General features: G+C 73.5%; 14 protein-coding genes and 1 pseudogene. 1 reads left to right on the forward strand and 14 read right to left on the reverse strand.

Translation table 11 applies throughout. The annotated features are described in order from the left end of the window. Positions 1–115 precede the first annotated feature (115 nt). From topA to bldG, 7 genes are all read right to left on the reverse strand, one after another. Positions 116–2,938, reverse strand: coding sequence for a type I DNA topoisomerase (gene topA / locus Sdagh_RS17655; protein ID WP_190076959.1), 2,823 nt, complete (start codon positions 2,936–2,938; stop codon positions 116–118). Between the two features lie 273 nt (positions 2,939–3,211). Next, on the reverse strand, positions 3,212–3,409 hold the full coding sequence (locus Sdagh_RS17660) for a hypothetical protein (protein WP_189421931.1): 198 nt from the start codon (positions 3,407–3,409) through the stop codon (positions 3,212–3,214). A gap of 235 nt (positions 3,410–3,644) precedes the next feature. Further along, positions 3,645–5,162, reverse strand: a complete 1,518-nt coding sequence (locus Sdagh_RS17665; protein ID WP_189421930.1) for a DUF7059 domain-containing protein — start codon at positions 5,160–5,162, stop codon at positions 3,645–3,647. Between the two features lie 46 nt (positions 5,163–5,208). Then, the gene (locus tag Sdagh_RS17670) at positions 5,209–5,805 is read right to left on the reverse strand and encodes a small secreted protein (RefSeq protein ID WP_189421929.1); all 597 of its coding nucleotides are present in this window, start codon (positions 5,803–5,805) and stop codon (positions 5,209–5,211) included. Positions 5,806–6,023: 218 nt separating this feature from the next. Further along, positions 6,024–8,408: a sodium-translocating pyrophosphatase gene (locus Sdagh_RS17675; protein ID WP_226535267.1), complete on the reverse strand. Its 2,385-nt coding sequence runs from the start codon at positions 8,406–8,408 to the stop codon at positions 6,024–6,026. A gap of 323 nt (positions 8,409–8,731) precedes the next feature. Continuing rightward, a complete protein-coding gene (locus Sdagh_RS17680) occupies positions 8,732–9,166 on the reverse strand; it encodes an ATP-binding protein (RefSeq protein ID WP_189421928.1) in 435 nt (144 codons plus the stop codon). A gap of 112 nt (positions 9,167–9,278) precedes the next feature. After that, complete coding sequence (bldG, locus tag Sdagh_RS17685; protein WP_005475923.1) at positions 9,279–9,620, reverse strand: anti-sigma factor antagonist BldG; 342 nt, start codon at positions 9,618–9,620, stop codon at positions 9,279–9,281. A gap of 83 nt (positions 9,621–9,703) precedes the next feature. Here bldG and sftH point away from each other — a divergent pair, with 83 nt between their 5' ends. Next, positions 9,704–12,460 (forward strand): DEAD/DEAH box helicase, encoded by a 2,757-nt coding sequence (gene sftH, locus Sdagh_RS17690; protein WP_190076960.1) that lies wholly within the window; start codon positions 9,704–9,706, stop codon positions 12,458–12,460. On the opposite strand, the pseudogene Sdagh_RS17695 reads toward sftH, so the two are convergent. The 7 genes and pseudogenes from Sdagh_RS17695 to ssd all read right to left on the reverse strand — a co-directional run. Then, positions 12,402–12,791 (reverse strand): annotated as a pseudogene (locus Sdagh_RS17695) (Rv3654c family TadE-like protein); the annotation flags it as partial. The gene sftH and the pseudogene Sdagh_RS17695 overlap by 59 nt on opposite strands. Next, positions 12,788–13,156 carry a TadE family type IV pilus minor pilin gene (locus Sdagh_RS17700; protein WP_189421926.1) on the reverse strand — a complete coding sequence of 123 codons (369 nt, stop codon included), beginning with the start codon at positions 13,154–13,156 and terminating at the stop codon, positions 12,788–12,790. The gene Sdagh_RS17700 and the pseudogene Sdagh_RS17695, both read right to left, overlap by 4 nt. Continuing rightward, positions 13,143–13,391 carry a DUF4244 domain-containing protein gene (locus tag Sdagh_RS17705; protein ID WP_226535277.1) on the reverse strand — a complete coding sequence of 83 codons (249 nt, stop codon included), beginning with the start codon at positions 13,389–13,391 and terminating at the stop codon, positions 13,143–13,145. The genes Sdagh_RS17700 and Sdagh_RS17705 overlap by 14 nt, the downstream gene beginning before the upstream one ends. Before the next feature lie 95 nt (positions 13,392–13,486). After that, entirely contained in the window at positions 13,487–14,275 is a 789-nt protein-coding gene (locus Sdagh_RS17710; RefSeq protein WP_189421925.1) for a type II secretion system F family protein, read from the reverse strand. Further along, complete coding sequence (locus Sdagh_RS17715) at positions 14,272–15,180, reverse strand: type II secretion system F family protein (protein WP_190076961.1); 909 nt, start codon at positions 15,178–15,180, stop codon at positions 14,272–14,274. The genes Sdagh_RS17710 and Sdagh_RS17715 overlap by 4 nt, the downstream gene beginning before the upstream one ends. Continuing rightward, positions 15,164–16,462 carry a TadA family conjugal transfer-associated ATPase gene (locus Sdagh_RS17720; protein ID WP_190077034.1) on the reverse strand — a complete coding sequence of 433 codons (1,299 nt, stop codon included), beginning with the start codon at positions 16,460–16,462 and terminating at the stop codon, positions 15,164–15,166. Before Sdagh_RS17720 ends, Sdagh_RS17715 begins: the two co-directional genes overlap by 17 nt. 86 nt (positions 16,463–16,548) lie before the next feature. Continuing rightward, a complete protein-coding gene (gene ssd, locus Sdagh_RS17725) occupies positions 16,549–17,655 on the reverse strand; it encodes a septum site-determining protein Ssd (protein WP_190076962.1) in 1,107 nt (368 codons plus the stop codon). Between the last annotated feature and the right edge of the window lie 377 nt (positions 17,656–18,032).

Below are 18,032 nucleotides of genomic sequence, written 5' to 3' on the forward strand. Positions count from 1 at the left end.
GGGAGCCGCCGGCACCACCCGCGCCCCGCCCGGACGTGCGCGCGCCCCGGCACCGGAATCGGTGCCGGGGCGTTCGCTCGGCGAAGCCGCGGACTTCGGCCGACGCGGGGGGATCTCAGTCCTCGGCGCCCTTGGCCGCGGCGGTCTTCTTCGCGGTGGCCGTCTTCTTGGCCGCGGTGGCGGTGGTCTTCTTGGCCGCGGTCTTCTTCGCGGCCGTCTTCTTCGCCGGAGCCTTCTTCGCGGTCGTCTTCTTGGCGGTCGCCTTCTTCGCCGTCTTCTTGGCGGGACCCTTGGCCCGCTTCTCGGCGAGGAGTTCGTAGCCGCGTTCCGGGGTGATGGTCTCGACGCTGTCGCCGGAGCGCAGGGTCGCGTTGGTCTCCCCGTCGGTGACGTACGGACCGAAGCGGCCGTCCTTGACCACGACCGGCTTCTCGCTGACCGGGTCGGTGCCCAGCTCCTTCAGCGGCGGCTTGGCCGCGGCCCGACCGCGCTGCTTGGGCTGGGCGTAGATCGCCAGCGCCTCCTCCAGCGTGATCGTGAAGAGCTGGTCCTCCGACTGCAGGGAGCGCGAGTCCGTGCCCTTCTTCAGGTACGGGCCGTAGCGGCCGTTCTGCGCGGTGATCTCCACGCCCTCGGCGTCGGTGCCGACGACGCGCGGCAGCGACATCAGCCTCAGGGCGTCGTCCAGGGTCACCGTGTCCAGCGACATGGACTTGAAGAGGGAGGCGGTGCGCGGCTTGACCGCGTTCTTGCCGGTCTTCGGGGTGCCCTCGGGGAGCACCTCGGTGACGTACGGGCCGTAGCGGCCGTCCTTGGCGACGATCGTGTGCCCGGTGGCCGGGTCGGTGCCCAGTTCGAAGTCGCCGCTCGGCTTGGCGAGCAGTTCCTCCGCCAGCTCGACGTTCAGCTCGTCGGGCGCCAGGTCCTCGGGGATGTCGGCGCGCTGGTGGTTCTCGGAGTCCTTCTCGCCGCGCTCGATGTACGGGCCGTAGCGGCCGACGCGCAGCACGATGCCGTTGCCGACGGGGAACGAGGAGACCTCGCGGGCGTCGATCGCGCCGAGGTCGGTGACCAGTTCCTTGAGGCCGCCGAGGTGGTCCCCGTCGCCGTTGCCGGCCTCGGCCGCCGTACCCGTGCCGGTGCCCTCACCGAAGTAGAAGCGGCGCAGCCACGGCACGGCCTGGGCCTCGCCGCGGGCGATGGCGTCGAGGTCGTCCTCCATCTTGGCGGTGAAGTCGTAGTCGACGAGCCGCCCGAAGTGCTTCTCCAGGAGGTTGACGACGGCGAAGGAGAGGAAGGAGGGGACGAGCGCGGTGCCCTTCTTGAAGACGTAGCCGCGGTCGAGGATGGTGCCGATGATCGACGCGTACGTCGACGGGCGGCCGATCTCGCGCTCCTCCAGCTCCTTGACCAGCGACGCCTCGGTGTAGCGGGCGGGGGGCTTGGTGGCGTGCCCGTCGACCGTGATCTCGTCGGCGGTCAGCGGGTCGCCCTCGCTCACCTGGGGCAGGCGGCGCTCGCGGTCGTCCAGCTCGGCGTTGGGGTCGTCGGCGCCCTCGACGTACGCCTTGAGGAAGCCGTGGAAGGTGATCGTCTTGCCGGAGGCGCTGAACTCGACGTCCCGGCCGTCGGCCGCAGTGCCGCCGATCTTGACGGTGACGGAGTTGCCGGTGGCGTCCTTCATCTGGGAGGCGACGGTCCGCTTCCAGATCAGCTCGTACAGCTTGAACTGGTCGCCGGTGAGACCGGTCTCGGCGGGGGTGCGGAAGCGGTCGCCGGAGGGGCGGATCGCCTCGTGCGCCTCCTGCGCGTTCTTGACCTTGCCGGCGTACGTCCGGGGCTGCGCGGGCAGGTAGTCGGCGCCGTACAGCTGCGTCACCTGGGCGCGGGCGGCCCTGACCGCCGTGTCGCTGAGGGTCGTGGAGTCCGTACGCATGTAGGTGATGTAGCCGTTCTCGTACAGCTTCTGCGCCACCTGCATCGTCGCCTTCGCGCCGAAGCCGAGCTTGCGCGAGGCCTCCTGCTGGAGCGTGGTCGTACGGAACGGGGCGTAGGGCGAGCGGCGGTACGGCTTGGACTCGACGGACCGGACCGAGAAGCGGGTGTCCGTCAGGGCGGCGGCGAGCGCGCGGGCGTCCGCCTCGTCGAGGTGGAGGGTGTGGGCGCCCTTGATCTGTCCCAGGGAGTCGAAGTCGCGCCCCTGCGCGACCCGCTTGCCGTCGACGGTCTGGAGGCGGGCGACCAGCGACGACGGGTCGGACGCGTCGCCGGCCCGGCCGGTGGCGAAGGTGCCCGTCAGGTCCCAGTACTCGGCCGAGCGGAAGGCGATCCGCTCGCGCTCCCGCTCGACCACGAGCCGGGTGGCGACGGACTGGACGCGGCCCGCCGACAGCCGCGGCATGACCTTCTTCCACAGCACCGGGGAGACCTCGTAGCCGTAGAGGCGGTCGAGGATGCGGCGGGTCTCCTGGGCGTCGACCAGCTTCTGGTTGAGCTGGCGCGGGTTGGCGACGGCGTCCCGGATGGCGTCCTTGGTGATCTCGTGGAACACCATGCGCTTGACCGGGATCTTCGGCTTGAGGACTTCCTGGAGGTGCCAGGCGATGGCCTCGCCCTCACGGTCCTCATCGGTGGCGAGGAAGAGTTCGTCGGAGTCCTTCAGCAGGTCCTTGAGCTTCTTGACCTGCGCCTTCTTGTCGGCATTGACGACGTAGACGGGCTGGAAGTCGTGGTCGACGTCCACGCCGAGGCGGCGGACCTCACCGGTGTACTTCTCCGGCACCTCGGCGGCGCCGTTGGGAAGGTCGCGGATGTGCCCGACGCTCGCTTCGACGACGTAGCCGGGGCCGAGGTAGCCCTTGATCGTCTTCGCCTTGGCAGGCGACTCGACGATGACGAGTCGGCGGCCGCCGTTTGCGGTCTCGCTGGTCGGGGACAACTTCGCTCTTCTCTCCGGTCGACGCCTGGGACTGACCCAGGTCTAGCTCCCGGGGTCGGGTCCTGCTTCCTTGTTCGCTCGTGACGCTGCGGAGTGTGACGGTACCTCCCGCCCCCGTGTCAAACGGGAAAAGCCCGCAACGGCCACTCGAACGGTAACCCGACTAACCCTCTTCCTGCCGCCCGGAGTGCCCACGGGCCCGTGCGGGTGTATCCGGAGCGCGATCTCTCGGTCACGCCCCGGGCGGCGTCCGGGGCCTGCGGAACCCGCCGCTCAGGCCCGGGTCAGACACCAGGCGCCGAGCAGCAGCGCGAGGACGGCGGCGACGGTGGCCACGGCCGCCGATGCGACCGGGCTCACACCCTGGGCGACGGGGCGGCGGTGGCGCACCTGGGACGCGGTCCACACCAGCAGGACGCCTCCGAACAGGACGAACACCACTCCCGCGAAGATCGCCGGTCCACGCTCCATGGTCTGCCGATCCCCTTGTCTCCCGTCCGCGAGTACCACGTCCCGGGAAGACTGACACGCGCGGGCGGCGGCCAGGCGAAGCCGGGGTGAACGCCGCGATCAGGGGGAGGGGACGAGGGGGTGCCCCGTCCTTCCTTCCCCCGGCGCGGCACAGCGCGGTGCGGAACGGCGCGGCGGAGAGTGGCCGGTTGTCGACGGCACGGGGGCGTGTTCTCCCCCTCTCCCTCGCCGGGCCTCACCCCACCGGTTCGATGAACCCCTGCTCCACCAGCAGCCGGATCTGCGCGGGCGTACGGTCCCGGAGCAGTACCGGGTCCTCGCCGAGCAGCTGGGCGATGGCGTCCAGGATGCGCCCGGCGCTCATCGTGCCGTCGCAGACCCCGGCGAACCCGGCGCCGACCGTGTCGACCTTGGTCGCCCGGCGCATGCCGCGGTGCTGGCGCAGCACGACGTGCTCGGGGTCCTCGGCGCCGGGCAGCCCGACCTGTTCCTGGACGACCTCGCCGGCCAGGGTGAAGCACGCCTCCAGCAGGGCCGCGTCGTCGTGCGCGCGCAGGTAGTCGATCCGGTCGAAGTGGGCCCGGACCGCGTCACCGAGCGGTTGTTCGACCGGATGCGGCCATTCCTCGACGGTGACGGAGGGCTCGGCGGCGTCGGTGCGGCGCAGCGTGATCCAGCCGAAGCCGACGGCCCGCACGCCCCGCGCCTCGAACTCGTCCAGCCACGCGTCGTACCGTGCCTGGTACGCGGCCACGTCGTCACGGTGGTCGCCCGCGTCCCGCAGCCACAGCTCGGCGTACTGGGTGATGTCCTGCACCTCGCGCTGCACGATCCAGGCGTCGCAGCCGCGCGGCACCCAGGAGCGCAGCCGGTCCGTCCACTCCTCCCCCTCGACGTGCTGCCAGTTGGCGAGGAACTGCGCGAACCCGCCCGCGGCCAGCCGCTCCCCCGCCTGCGACACGAGCGTGCGGCACAGATCGTCCCCGGTCATCCCGCCGTCCCGGTACGTCAGCCGGGCGCCCGGCGAGATCACGAACGGCGGGTTGGAGACGATCAGGTCGTACCGCTCGTCCTCCCGGACCGGCTCGAACAGCGACCCTTCGCGCAGGTCGGCGGCGGGTACCCCGGAGAGCGCGAGGGTGAGGGCGGCGATGTGCAGGGCGCGCGGGTTGACGTCGGTGGCGGTCACGCGCGTGGCGTGCCGGGAGGCGTGCAGCGCCTGGATGCCGGAACCGGTGCCGAGGTCGAGGGCGGCGGCGACGGGCGTACGGACGGTCAGTCCGGCCAGCGTGGTGGAGGCGCCGCCGACGCCGAGGACCACGCCCTCCGCGCGGCTGCCGACGCCGCCCGCGCCGCCGACCGCGCAGCCCAGGTCGGAGACGATGAACCAGTCCTCGCCGTCGGCCCCGCCGTACGGCCGAACGTCGACGGTGGCGGTCACCTCGTCGCCCGCCCGCACCAGCCAGCCGCTCTCCAGGCAGGCGTCGGCGGGCAGGATCGCGGCCACGCGCGCGTACGGCACCGGCTGCTGGAGCAGGAACAGCCGGACGAGCAGTTCCAGCGGCGCGTCCCCGCGCGTGGCGCGCAGCGCGGGGACGGTCTCGCTGCGGGAGAGCGCCGCGTAGGCGGCGGCGCCGAGCAGTTCCAGCAGTCCGTCGGCGGTGTACGAGGCACCGAGCAGGGCGTCCCGGAGCCGGGCGGTGACGTCGGGGCGGTCGGTGGCGGGCAAGGGGGAGAGGTCGGCGTTACTCACGCCCCCATTGTGTCCCGCGCCGCGCCCGCCGCCCGGGTGCCGTCCCTCAGCTCGTCGTGGCGGACGCGGAGGCCGGGGCGGACGCGGACTTGCAGCTGGCCTGCTTGGCCATGGCCCGGCCGACGTCGCCCTCCTCCAGGTCCTTGAGGGCGTCGCTGCCGCTCTGGCTGAGCTTGTTCAGCTCGGTGGCGACATCCTTGAGGCCGTCGGCGAACTTCGCCTGGTCCTTGGTGTCCAACTCCTCGACCTGCGACTTCAGCGAGGCGTAGGACGAGGACAGCTTGTTCAGCTCGGTGACCGCGGCCTTCTGCTTCTTCTCGCCGTTCTCGACATCGGGCGCGCCGGCCTTCTGCACGGCGGCGCCCATCGCCTTGTAGGCGTCCGACATGTCCTGGAACGCCTGCGCGTCGGTCTTCTGCACGTCGGCGGGCTGACTGCTGTCCGAGGTCTGCTTCTGGATCGCGGCGTTGGCGGCCTCGATCTTCTTCGCCTGCGGCTGTACGCCGTCGCAGACCTGCTTGGCCCAGGAGTTCAGCTTGTCGCTGTTGTCGTCGCCGCCGCATCCCGTCAGCGCCAGTACCAGTACCGCACCGCCGGACAGTGCGGCCGCGAGCTTCTTGTTCACCGGATTGGTCCCTTCCATGGCTCTCGGCCCCGGAACATACACGCCATCCGGGCGACAACCGCGTGACCAACATCCGATACGACCGCTATTGCAGCCATTTGCACCAGGCGAGAGAAGGCTCACGGAGTCTTCACACCGTCACCGGGCACACGGCGCACGGACGTGCGCCGCGGGCGGGCGGCGCGCCAACCCGCGCCGCCCGCCCGCCTCCTGACGGACCGCCGTCTCTCCCGCGGCTAGGAGACCGCCGCCCGGTCGCCCGGCTCGGCCTTCCGTCCGGTGCCGTCCTCGTCCCCCATGGCGATGCCGCGCCGCTTGGAGACGACCACCGCGCCGATGACGACCAGGGCGGCGAACCCCGCGATCAGCACCCGGACGCCGACGCTCTCGTCGGGGCCGTAGGAGAACTTGATCACGGCGGGCGCGATGAGCAGCGCGACCAGGTTCATGACCTTCAGCAGCGGGTTGATGGCCGGTCCGGCGGTGTCCTTGAAGGGGTCGCCGACCGTGTCGCCGATGACGGTGGCGGCGTGCGCCTCGCTGCCCTTGCCGCCGTGGTGGCCGTCCTCGACGAGCTTCTTGGCGTTGTCCCAGGCGCCACCGGAGTTGGCGAGGAAGACCGCCATCAGCGTGCCCGCGCCGATCGCGCCCGCCAGGTACGCCCCGAGGGGGCCCACGCCGAGGGTGAACCCGATGAAGACCGGCGCCAGTACGGCGAGCAGTCCGGGCGTGGCCAGTTCGCGCAGGGCGTCGCGGGTGCAGATGTCGACGACCTTGCCGTACTCGGGTGTCTCGGTGTGGTCCATGATCCCGGGTTTCTCCCGGAACTGCCGCCGCACCTCGAACACCACCGCCCCCGCCGACCGCGACACCGCGTTGATCGCCAGCCCGGAGAAGAGGAAGACGACCGCCGCGCCCGCGATCAGCCCGACCAGGTTGTTGGGCTGGGAGATGTCCATCATCAGCGTCAGCGGCGCGCCCGCGCCGCCGAGCTGCTCCCCGACGTCCCGCGCGCCGGTGGCGAGGGCGTCGCGGTACGACCCGAAGAGCGCCGCCGCCGCGAGGACGGCCGTGGCGATGGCGATGCCCTTGGTGATGGCCTTGGTGGTGTTGCCGACGGCGTCCAGGCCGGTGAGGACCTGCGCGCCCTCGCCCTCGACGTCGCCGGACATCTCCGCGATGCCCTGCGCGTTGTCGGAGACCGGCCCGAAGGTGTCCATGGCGACGATGACACCGACCGTGGTGAGCAGGCCGGTGCCGGCCAGCGCCACGGCGAACAGCGCCAGCATGATGGAGGCGCCGCCGAGCAGGAACGCCCCGTAGACGCCGAGGCCGATCAGCAGGGCGGTGTAGACGGCCGACTCCAGGCCGAGGGAGATGCCGGCGAGGAGGACGGTGGCGGGCCCGGTCAGCGAGGCCTTGCCGATGTCCCGCACGGGACGCCGGGTGGTCTCGGTGAAGTAGCCGGTGAGCTGCTGGATCAGCGCGGCGAGCACGATGCCGATCGCCACGGCGACGAGTGCGAGGACACGCGGGTCGCCGCTCCTGGAGGCGATGGCCGCGTCGGTGACGCCGTCCAGGTCCGCGTACGTCCCCGGCAGGTAGACGAAGACGGCCACGGCGACCAGGACGAGCGAGATCACCGCGGAGACGAAGAAGCCCCGGTTGATCGCGCTCATCCCGCTGCGGTCGGAGCGCCTCGGCGCCACCGCGAAGATGCCGATCATCGCGGTGAGCACCCCGATGGCCGGGACCAGCAGCGGGAACGCCAGCCCCGCGTCGCCGAATGCCACCTTGCCGAGGATCAGCGCGGCGACCAGGGTCACGGCGTACGACTCGAAGAGGTCGGCGGCCATGCCCGCGCAGTCGCCGACGTTGTCGCCCACGTTGTCGGCGATGGTCGCGGCGTTGCGGGGGTCGTCCTCCGGGATGCCCTGCTCGACCTTGCCCACCAGGTCGGCGCCGACGTCGGCGGCCTTGGTGAAGATGCCACCGCCGACCCTCATGAACATCGCGATCAGGGCCGCGCCGAGCCCGAAGCCCTCCAGCACCTTCGGCGCGTCGGCCGCGTACACCAGCACCACGCAGGACGCGCCGAGCAGGCCGAGTCCCACGGTGAACATGCCGACGACACCGCCGGTGCGAAACGCGATCTTCATCGCCTTGTGCGAGACGAGGGTGAGATCCTTTTTCGGTTCGCCGGGCCCCGGTGTCGCTTCCCGGGCCGCCGCGGCGACGCGCACATTGCTGCGCACGGCCAGCCACATGCCGATGTATCCGGTGGCCGCCGAGAACGCCGCGCCGACCAGAAAGAAGATCGACCGTCCGGCGCGCTGGTTCCAGTCGTCCGCAGGCAGCAGCATGAGCAGGAAGAACACGATCACTGCGAATACGCCGAGGGTGCGCAACTGCCTGGCCAGATAGGCGTTCGCGCCTTCCTGGACGGCTGCCGCGATCTTTTTCATGCTGTCGGTACCCTCGCCCGCCGCGAGCACCTGGCGCACCAGGACGCCCGCGACCACCAGTGCCGCCAGGGCCACGGCGGCGATGACGGCGACGAGCACGCGGTTGCCGTCGGTCAGTTCCACGGCCAGCTGATGTGAGGTGGAAAGCTCCGCCATTCGTCCTCCTTGACGCTTGGGCTGAGCTCAAGATGTGGACGGATTCTAGGTACCGGAACCGGATCTAAACAGTGCATGACAAAAGCAATCGGCCCGTCAAACGAAAAGCCGTAATGCTTTTGAAGCATTGAAACGGGACTGACGGAGATCAATAGGCGTGATCGAACAATCGGAACGCTGATCGTGAATCAAATGAATCAGAAGGAGCATTGATCGTGAACTGTTGCACTTCCTGCTCCGCGTCCACTGTAAGCGCGGTCATCGCCTTCCGCACATGACAAAGGGCCCTACGCGGTAGGGCCCTGTCGATCGGGGGGGGACGGTCAGGCGAGCGGCAGCACCGGCGGCGGTGTGGTCGGCCAGGTCATGCGGATCAGCCCGCCGTCGGCGCCGGCTCTGACCTCCACGTCGTCGACGAGCCCGCTGATGACCGCGAGGCCCATCTCGTCCTCCTCGTCGGCGTCCGGGTCGACGCCGAAGGCGCCGTGGGCGCCTCCCACGGCCGCGTGCGACGCCTCGTCGCCGACCTCGATGGAGAACTGTTTCTCCTCGTCGATCAGCGCCACCTTCACGGGTGCCGTGATGCCGCCGTTCTGATGCAGCCCCACGGCCCGGGTGCAGGCCTCGCCGACGGCGAGCCGCACCTCGTCCAGGACGGCCTCGTCCACTCCGGCCCTGCGTGCCACCGCGGCCGCCACCAGCCGGGCGGTCCGGACGTGCTCGGGCAGCGCGCTGAAGCGGAGTTCAACGGTGGCCATGCATCCCCCTCGGAACTTCGGGCGTGCTGTCGAGGGACCGGGCCGCCGAAAGCCCGGCCCCCTGCTTCCACTCGGTGCCGCCCCGCACCGGGGTCCGGGGCGGCGGTCGTCGTCAGTCGGTGGCCGCGACCGCTTCGTCGACCGAGGTGTGGATCGGGAACACCTTGGTCAGACCGGTGATGCGGAAAATCTTCAGAATGCGCTCCTGGTTGCAGACCAGGCGCAGCGAGCCCTCGTGGGCACGCACCCGCTTCAGGCCGCCGACCAGCACGCCGAGTCCGGTGGAGTCGAGGAAGTCCACGCCCTCCATGTCGACGACGAGGTGGAAACTCCCGTCGTTCACCAGCTCGACCAGCTGCTCGCGCAGCTTGGGCGCGGTGTATACGTCAATTTCGCCACCGACCTCGACGACCGTACGATCGCCGACGGTACGGGTCGACAGGGACAGGTCCACGGATCCTCCAGCACCTTGCTATCGAGCGGTCGCCCCTCGGGGTTACCTCGGCTTGGAGCCCCCGGGACGGTTCGCCAGCCGCGATGGCATTCAATCACTTACCAGCAGGCGTGCACGACGCCTTGGTCCCATTGTCCGTCACGCCAGTGACAGACTCGATGCCGATGGCCGAGAATCACCGATCCGATCGACCCCCGGCGGACCCCGCCTCCCAGCCGGGTCCGGGCACGGTCCTGGACCGGCTCGCCGCGGGGCCGGGCCGGGCTGCGCGCATCACTCATACGGAGCACTTGCCCCCGCGTGCGGGCCGCCATGCCCGCTGGCCGGACCGGATTCGCCCGGAGGTGCTCGCCGCCGTACGGGCCGCGGGCATCGAACATCCCTGGGCCCACCAGGCACGCGTGGTCGAGCACGCCCTCGACGGCGATTCGGTGGTCGTCGCCACCGGCACCGCGTCGGGCAAGTCCCTGGCCTATCTGGTGCCGGTCCTCTCGACGCTGCTGGACGGCTCCGAGGCGCCGAACGGGCGGGGCGCCACCGCCCTCTACCTCGCCCCGACGAAGGCCCTCGCCGCCGATCAGCTCCGGGCGGTGAAGGAGTTGTCCCGGCCCCTTGGCACATCCGTTCGCGCCGCCGTCCATGACGGTGACACGCCCTTCGAGGAGCGCGAGTGGATCCGCCAGTACGCCACCCTCGTCCTCACCAATCCGGACATGCTGCACCGCGGCATCCTGCCCTCCCACCCCCGCTGGTCCTCCTTCCTCAAGGCGCTGCAGTACGTCGTCATCGACGAGTGCCACACCTACCGCGGGGTGTTCGGCTCCCACGTCGCCCAGGTGCTGCGCAGGCTGCGCCGTCTGTGCGCCCGCTACGGCTCCTCCCCCGTCTTCCTGCTGGCCTCCGCCACCGCCGCCGAGCCCGCGGCGGCCGCCCGCCGGCTCACCGGTCTGCCGGTGGTCGAGGTGGCCGACGACGCCTCACCCCGCGGTGAACTGGTGTTCGCCCTCTGGGAGCCGCCGCTGACCGAACTGGAGGGCGAGAAGGGCGCACCCGTCCGCCGCACGGCTACCGCCGAAGCCGCCGATCTGCTGACCGACCTCACCGTGCAGGGCCTGCGCTCCATCGCCTTCGTCCGGTCCCGGCGCGGCGCCGAGCTGATCTCCGTCATCGCGCAGGAACGGCTGGCCGAGGTGGACCGGTCGCTGGCCGGGCGTGTCGCGGCGTACCGCGGCGGCTATCTGCCCGAGGAGCGCCGCGCCCTCGAACGCGCGCTGCACTCCGGGGACCTCCTCGGGCTCGCGGCGACCAACGCCCTGGAACTCGGCGTCGACATCTCCGGCCTGGACGCCGTGGTGATCGCCGGCTATCCGGGCACCCGTGCCTCGCTGTGGCAGCAGGCGGGACGGGCGGGACGGTCCGGGCAGGGGGCGCTGGCGGTCCTGGTCGCCCGCGACGACCCGCTGGACACCTTCCTCGTCCACCACCCCGAGGCCCTCTTCGACCAGCCGGTCGAATCCACCGTCCTCGACCCCGACAACCCGTACGTGCTCGCCCCGCACCTGTGCGCGGCGGCGGCCGAACTGCCGCTGACGGAGGACGACCTGGAGCTGTTCGGCCCGGCGTGCGGGGAACTCCTCCCCCAGTTGGAGGCCGCGAAGCTGCTGCGCCGCCGGACCAGGGCGTGGCACTGGACGCGCCGCGAACGGGCCGCCGACCTCACCGACATCCGCGGCGAGGGCGGTCGCCCGGTGCAGATCGTGGAGGAGGGCACGGGCCGGCTGCTGGGCACGGTCGACGCCGGCGCGGCGCACACCACGGTCCACGAGGGCGCGGTCCACCTGCATCAGGGACGCACGTATCTCGTGCGCTCGCTGGACCTGGAGGACTCGGTCGCCCTGGTCGAGCGGGCGAGCCCGCCGTACTCCACGGTGGCCCGCGACACCACCGCCATCTCCGTCCTGGAGACCGACATCGAGGTCCCCTGGGGCGACGGCCGCCTGTGCTACGGCTCCGTCGAGGTCACCAACCAGGTCGTCTCCTTCCTCCGCCGCCGCCTGATCACCGGTGAGGTCCTCGGCGAGACGAAACTCGACCTCCCTCCTCGTACGCTGCGCACCCGCGCGGTGTGGTGGACGGTCACCGAGGACCAGCTCGACGCCGCCCGGATCAGCCCGGAGATCCTCGGCGGCGCCCTGCACGCCGCCGAGCACGCGTCGATCGGCATGCTCCCGCTCTTCGCGACGTGCGACCGCTGGGACATCGGCGGCGTGTCGATCCCCCTGCACCCGGACACCCTCCTCCCCACGGTCTTCGTCTACGACGGTCATCCCGGCGGCGCGGGCTTCGCGGAGCGCGCCTTCCACACGGCCCGCACGTGGCTCACGGCGACCCGCGAGGCCATCGCCTCCTGCGAGTGCGACGCCGGGTGCCCGTCCTGCATCCAGTCCCCCAAGTGCGGCAACGGCAACGAGCCGCTGCACAAGCGGGGGGCGGTACGGCTCCTCACGGTGCTGCTGCGGGGGGCGGCGGGGGCGTCGGAGGGAGCGGGGGCATCGGAGGGAGCGGGGGCTTCGGAGACAGCGGGGGCTTCGGAGGGAGCGGGGGCATCCGAGGCTGCCGGTGGCCCGGGGGCGTCAGGGGTATCCGAGGCTGCGGGTGATCCGACAACGCCAGAGGCACCGAAAGCTGCCGGTGGCCCGACAACGCCAGACGCTCCGAAGAGGGCGGGACACCCCGAGGCTGCCGGTGGCCCAGGGGTGTCGTCCGCTCAGGGGCAGGCTCCCGGGCAGGTGCCGGATCTGCCGCCGCCGGCGTCTCCGCCGGGCCCGCCCGTGCCCTGACCTCCGCCGCGAACGGGCCCCGCCCCGACGCAACCGTGACGTCCGCGACCTGCCCGGTGAGCGCGCACCGTACGATCCGCGTTCCCTGGGCCCGGGCCACCCGGTCCGCCGCGGCGCAGGCCCCGGCACCGCCCCCGGCCCACCGCCCGGCCGCCGCCAGCGCCGCGAGATCGGCGCCGCCGGCCGCCCGGTGCCGGGTCACGACCGCCTGCCCCAGAGCCAGGACGACCCCGAAGACCACGCACAGCACGGTGATGACCGCGACGCTCCAGACACTGGCGGAACCCCGGTCGGGACACCGCTCGGGCCTCCTCCCGCTCCCGCCCTTCACGGTCCCGCCCCCTCCACCGACGCCACCGCTTCCTCCCGTACCTCGAACGGCAGCCCGCTCAGCACCGGCGCCCGCGCCACCACCGCCACCCGGACCCGGTCCGGCTCCCGGCTGACCGTGACCTCCGCCCCGTCCGGTGCCGCCCGGCGGGCGATCTCGACGACCGCGTCCGCCGGGTCCTGCCGGGCGGCGGCGCGGGCGCCGGTCCGGGCCGCGTCCACGCACTGGATCTGCGCGGCCACCACCAGCAGCCCCCACACCAGTGCCGTGGCGAACATCACCAGGACCGGCAGGACCACGGCCGTCTCGGCGGTCACGAACCCCCCGTCGCCCGCGTCGTCCGGGTCCCGCTCACATCCGCGCATCGAGCGCCTGCCGCACGACCCGCTCCAGCTCCGCGCCGACCGCGCCGCTGGTCACGACCTTGTACAGGACCACCGCGAACGCCACCGCCGCGATGATGCCCATGGCGTACTCGGAGGTGACCATGCCGCCGTCCCGCCGCAGGGCTCCGCCCGACCGGCACGCCGCGCGTGCCCGGCCCACCAGGACACGCAGCCGTGCCCGGACCATCCGGCATGTCTTGTACGTCCTGCTCATCTCAACCCCCGTGGGACTCACTGCTCGCTCCTTGACCGCTTCGTTCGCTGAAACCGCTTCGTCCGCTTCGTCTGCCGCCGCTCAGGCCGTCGACGTCATCCGCCACCCCCTCCCAGCACCCCGCCCGCGAGGCCGATCACCACCGGCAGCACGCCCACCGCGATGAACGCGGGCAGGAAACACAGGCCGACCGGCGCGGTGACCGTGACGGCCGCCCGGCGGGCCCGTTCCGTGGTCGCGCGGGCCCGGTCCGCGCGGGTCCGCTCGGCGAGGTGGGCGACCGGGCCGGCCGCGGGCAGCCCGGAGACATCGGCGCGTTCCAGCAGCCGGGCCAGGGCCGCGGCCCCGTCGATCCCCGCCAACTCGCGCCAGGCGCCGCTCGGCTCGCCACCCAGCCGGACCTCCGCCGCGCCGCGCGCCAGCGCGTCGCCGACCGGTCCGCCGAGGGCGTCCCCCACGGCCCGGGCGGCGACCACCGGCCCGGCTCCCGCCGCGATACATGCCGCCACCAGGTCGGCGGCCAGGGGAAGTTGCCGGGCCGCGGCCACGGCGTCTCCCCGGACGGCGGCCCGCGCCGCACCCGGCCGCTTCCGCTGCCACCACCACAACCCCGCCGCGACGGCCGCTCCCGCCAGGACACCGGTGACGTCCCCGGCCAGGGCCCATCCCGCCGCCACCGTGCCCGCCGACGGCAGCCAGGCGCGGACCGCGCCGGGCACATCGGCGCGCGGGGCGGCCGGCGGCCGGTCGGGCGGCAGCAGCGCGGCCGACCGGTGCCGTGCCCTCCGCTCCCGCCGTACGGCGCACGCCCACCGCACCAGCCACGCGGCGAGCAGCAGGGGTGCCACGGCCGTCCCCAGGCTGTGGACGAACTCCCCGTTCACGCCTGTGCCTCCGCCCGCCGCACGATCCGGCTCACCCACCACATCCCGAGCCCTTCCAGTACGCCGCCGGCCAGCAGACAGCCCAGTCCCGCTCCGCTGTGCAGCAGGACGCGCAGCGGGTCGGCCCCGAGCACCACCCCGAACAGCAGGCCCACGGCCGGCAGACCGGCCAGCATCACGGCCGTGGCACGGGCCCCGGCCAACTGGGCGCGCAGGTCGGCCCGCAGGTCCCGTTCGGCGCGCAGCGCGTCCGCGAGCCGGTCCAGGCCGGCCGCGAGACCGGCGCCCTGGTCGACGGCCACCCGCCAGCACGCGGCGAGTCCCCGCAGCCCCTCGGCACCCGGCTGCCGGGCCGCCGCCCCGAGCGCGCCCGGGACGTCCCCGCCGAACCGGGCGGCCGCCAGCACCGCGGCCTGCCCCTCACCGAGCCCGCCGGACTCCCGCGCGGCGCACAGCAGCGCCTCCCCCGGCTGCCGTCCGGCCCGTACCTCCCCGGCGAGGACCGCGCACAGCGCGATCACCGCGTCCTGCCGCCGGTCCCGGGTCCGCCGTGCCCGGCCCGCCCGCCGGACCCGGCACAGCACCGGCACCCCCGCCGCGCCCACGACGAGCGGCAGGAACGACGCTCCCAGTACCGCCAGCGCCAGCCCCGCCACCGGGGACCACCACTCGGGCCGCAGCCGCCCACGGAGCCGGCGCAGCCCCTCGCTCGCCCACGGCGCGGGTGGCGCTCCGGGCCCGGCGGCCCCCGGGCGGCCCGGCGAACCGGTCCCGGCCGCCCCGCCCCCGGCGACCAGCAGGCGCACCCGCCGGGCCCCGGAGCGCCGTCCACCGGCCGCCCACACCGCGCCCCCGAGGCAGGCCAGGGCCGCCGCGGTCGTCGACACGTCACCCACGCCGCCCATCGGCTCCCCCTCCCCACCGGCCCGCACCCGAGCGGGGGCCCGAACCCGCCCCCGGCTTGAACCCCGACTCCGGCTCCGGCCTTGGCTTCGCCCCCACCTCAAACCCCGGCCCCGATGCCGCACCGTCCACGCCCCCGTACTCCTCGCCCAGCAGCTCCCTGAGCCGCTCCCAGCCACGTTCCCGCACGAACGCCGCCTCGCCCCACCGCAGCGCCGGCACCGTCCGCACCAGCCCCGACGCGTCCCTCTCCAGCACCCGCACCTCCGCGATCCGCCGCCGCCCGGCGCGGTCGCGGACGAGGTGCAGGACCACCGACAGCGCGGCGGCGAGCTGGCTGTGCAGCGCGGCCCGGTCCAGGCCGGCGGCGGTACCGAGCGCCTCCAGCCGGGCCGGCACGTCCGCGGCGGCATTGGCGTGGACCGTGCCGCAGCCGCCCTCGTGCCCGGTGTTGAGCGCCGCCAGCAGATGGACCACCTCGGCCCCGCGCACCTCCCCGACGACCAGCCGGTCGGGCCGCATCCGCAGCGCCTGGCGTACCAGGTCCTCCAGCGTCACCAGGCCGGCGCCCTCCTGGTTGGCCGGTCTGGCCTCCAGCCGTACGACGTGCGGATGCTCCGGCCGCAGTTCGGCGGAGTCCTCGGCGAGCACGATCCGCTCCCCGGCGCCGACCAGGCCGAGCAAAGCGCTCAGCAGCGTGGTCTTACCGCTGCCCGTACCGCCGCTGACCAGGAAGGACAGCCGAGCGTCCAGCAGTGCCCGCAGCACCCGGTCCCCGCCCGGCGGCACGGTCCCGGCCGCGACCAGCTCGTCCAGCGTGAACGCGCGTGGCCGTACCACCCGCAGCGACAGGCAGGCGCACCCGACGGCGACCGGTGGCAGCACCGCGTGCAGCCTGGTCCCGTCGGGGAGCCGGGCGTCCACCCACGGCCGGGCGTCGTCGAGGCGGCGTCCGGCGACGGCGGCGAGCCGCCGCGCGAGCCGCCGCACGGCCCCGGCGTCCGGGAAGGACACGGCGGTCAGCTCCAGTCCGCCGCCCCGGTCCACCCAGACCCGGTCCGGGGCGGACACCAGGACGTCGGTCACCGAGGGGTCGGCGAGCAGCGGTTGCAGCGGCCCGCTGCCGACCAGCTCGGACCGGAGCCGCTCGGCCGTGCCGAGGACCTCGGCGTCGCCGAGCACCCGCCCCTGTGCGCGCAGGGCCTGCGCAACCCGCGCGGGCGTCGGTTCCGCGCCGTCCTCCGCGAGCCGGCGCCGTACGCCGTCCAGCAGCGCCGCCGGCATGCCCGCGCCCCGCTCCGGTTCCCGCCCGTCACCGGCCCACCCGGGCAGCTCCGTCCCGCCTTCGGCACCACCCCGCTCCGGCGTCCTCATGGCGTCCCCGCCTCCGTCTCGGTCAGCGCCCGCTCCCAGAAATCCCGGCAGAAGCGCGCCAGCGGTCCGCGGACGGCGGTCCCCGGCGGCCGCCCGCCCTCCTGGGCGCGCGGCAGGCCGGGCTCGGTGGGGACCTCACCGGCCAGGGGCAGCCCGAGCAGCCCGGCCACCTCCCGGTCGTCCAGCCCCGGCGCGTACGGCCCGCGCACCGCGACCCGCAGGTCGCGCAGGACCAGGCCGACGGCGGAGGCGACCCGCCCGGCCGCCGCGACCGCCCGCAGTTCGGCGGGGACGACCAGCAGCCCGAGGTCGAGCTGGGCGAGGACCTCCGCCGCCCCGTCGTCGATCCGGCGCGGCAGGTCCACGACGACCGCCCCGCCCCGGCGCCGTGCGGCGGCGAGCACCGCGCGGACCGCCTGGGGCGGCACGGCGACCCGGTCGCCGCGGTCCCAGCTGAGCACCCGCAGGGAGTGCAGTGCGGGCAGCGACTCCTCCAGGGCGCCGCCGCCGACCCGGCCGCGCGAGGCGGCGAACGCGGGCCAGCGCAGCCCCTCGGTGGTCTCGCCGCCGAGCAGCACGTCCAGTCCGCCGCCCAGGGGGTCGGCGTCCACCAGCAGGGTGCGCAGCCCCCGCCGGGCGGCGGTGACGGCGAGCGCGCAGGCCAGGGTGGAGGCGCCGGCGCCGCCCCGGCCGCCGATGACGCCGACGGTGAGCGCGGGCCGGCCGGCGCCCTCGGCGACGTCGGCGATGCGGTCGACCAGCCACTGCTCGCCGTCGGGCAGCATCAGGACGTGGTCGGCGCCGATCTCCACGGCGCGCCGCCACACGCCGGGGTCGTCCTGGTCGTGCCCGACCAGCACGACGCCCCGTCTGCGGGGCGCGCCGCGCACCCGGCGGGCGGCGTCGTCCCCGACCAGGACGAGCGGCGCGGCCTCCCAGCCGCTCCGGTGTCCGGGCACCGAGGGGTACACCTCGGGTGTGGCGCCGGCCGCCGCGCACAGGCGCAGCAGGTCGTCGAGCAGGCCGGGGTCCTCGGTGACGATCAGCGGTCCGCTCTGCCGTCCGGTGACGGCGGGCGGGTCGTGCGCGTCGGTTCCGGTCATGTGGCGTATCCCCCTCGGCGGCGTCTCGCGCGGCCCGTGGGGCCCGCGATTCCCGGACTCGTGAAGAACCGGAGACCGGTCCTCATTCGAGCGGCCGGCGGAAACCGGCCGCGGGCGTCCCGCAAACGGAAGCGGCCGTGAACTCGGCGCGACCGGGACGCGTGGGAATCACAGTGCAGCGAACCGGGAAATCGTGTGGATCTTGGTCGATAACTGTGGACAACTCGACGATTGTGAATATCGCCGTCACCCATACCGGTGAGGTCCACGCGCTCCGGACACGACTTCCACAGAGCAGCCCGTCGACTACCCACGGTCACGGCGGGTGATCAAGGAGCTTCACCCGGCATGATCGGAGAAGGAGCGAACCCCGGGCT

Source organism: Streptomyces daghestanicus (assembly GCF_020521275.1).
In the GTDB taxonomy this organism is placed as follows: domain Bacteria; phylum Actinomycetota; class Actinomycetes; order Streptomycetales; family Streptomycetaceae; genus Streptomyces; species Streptomyces griseoviridis.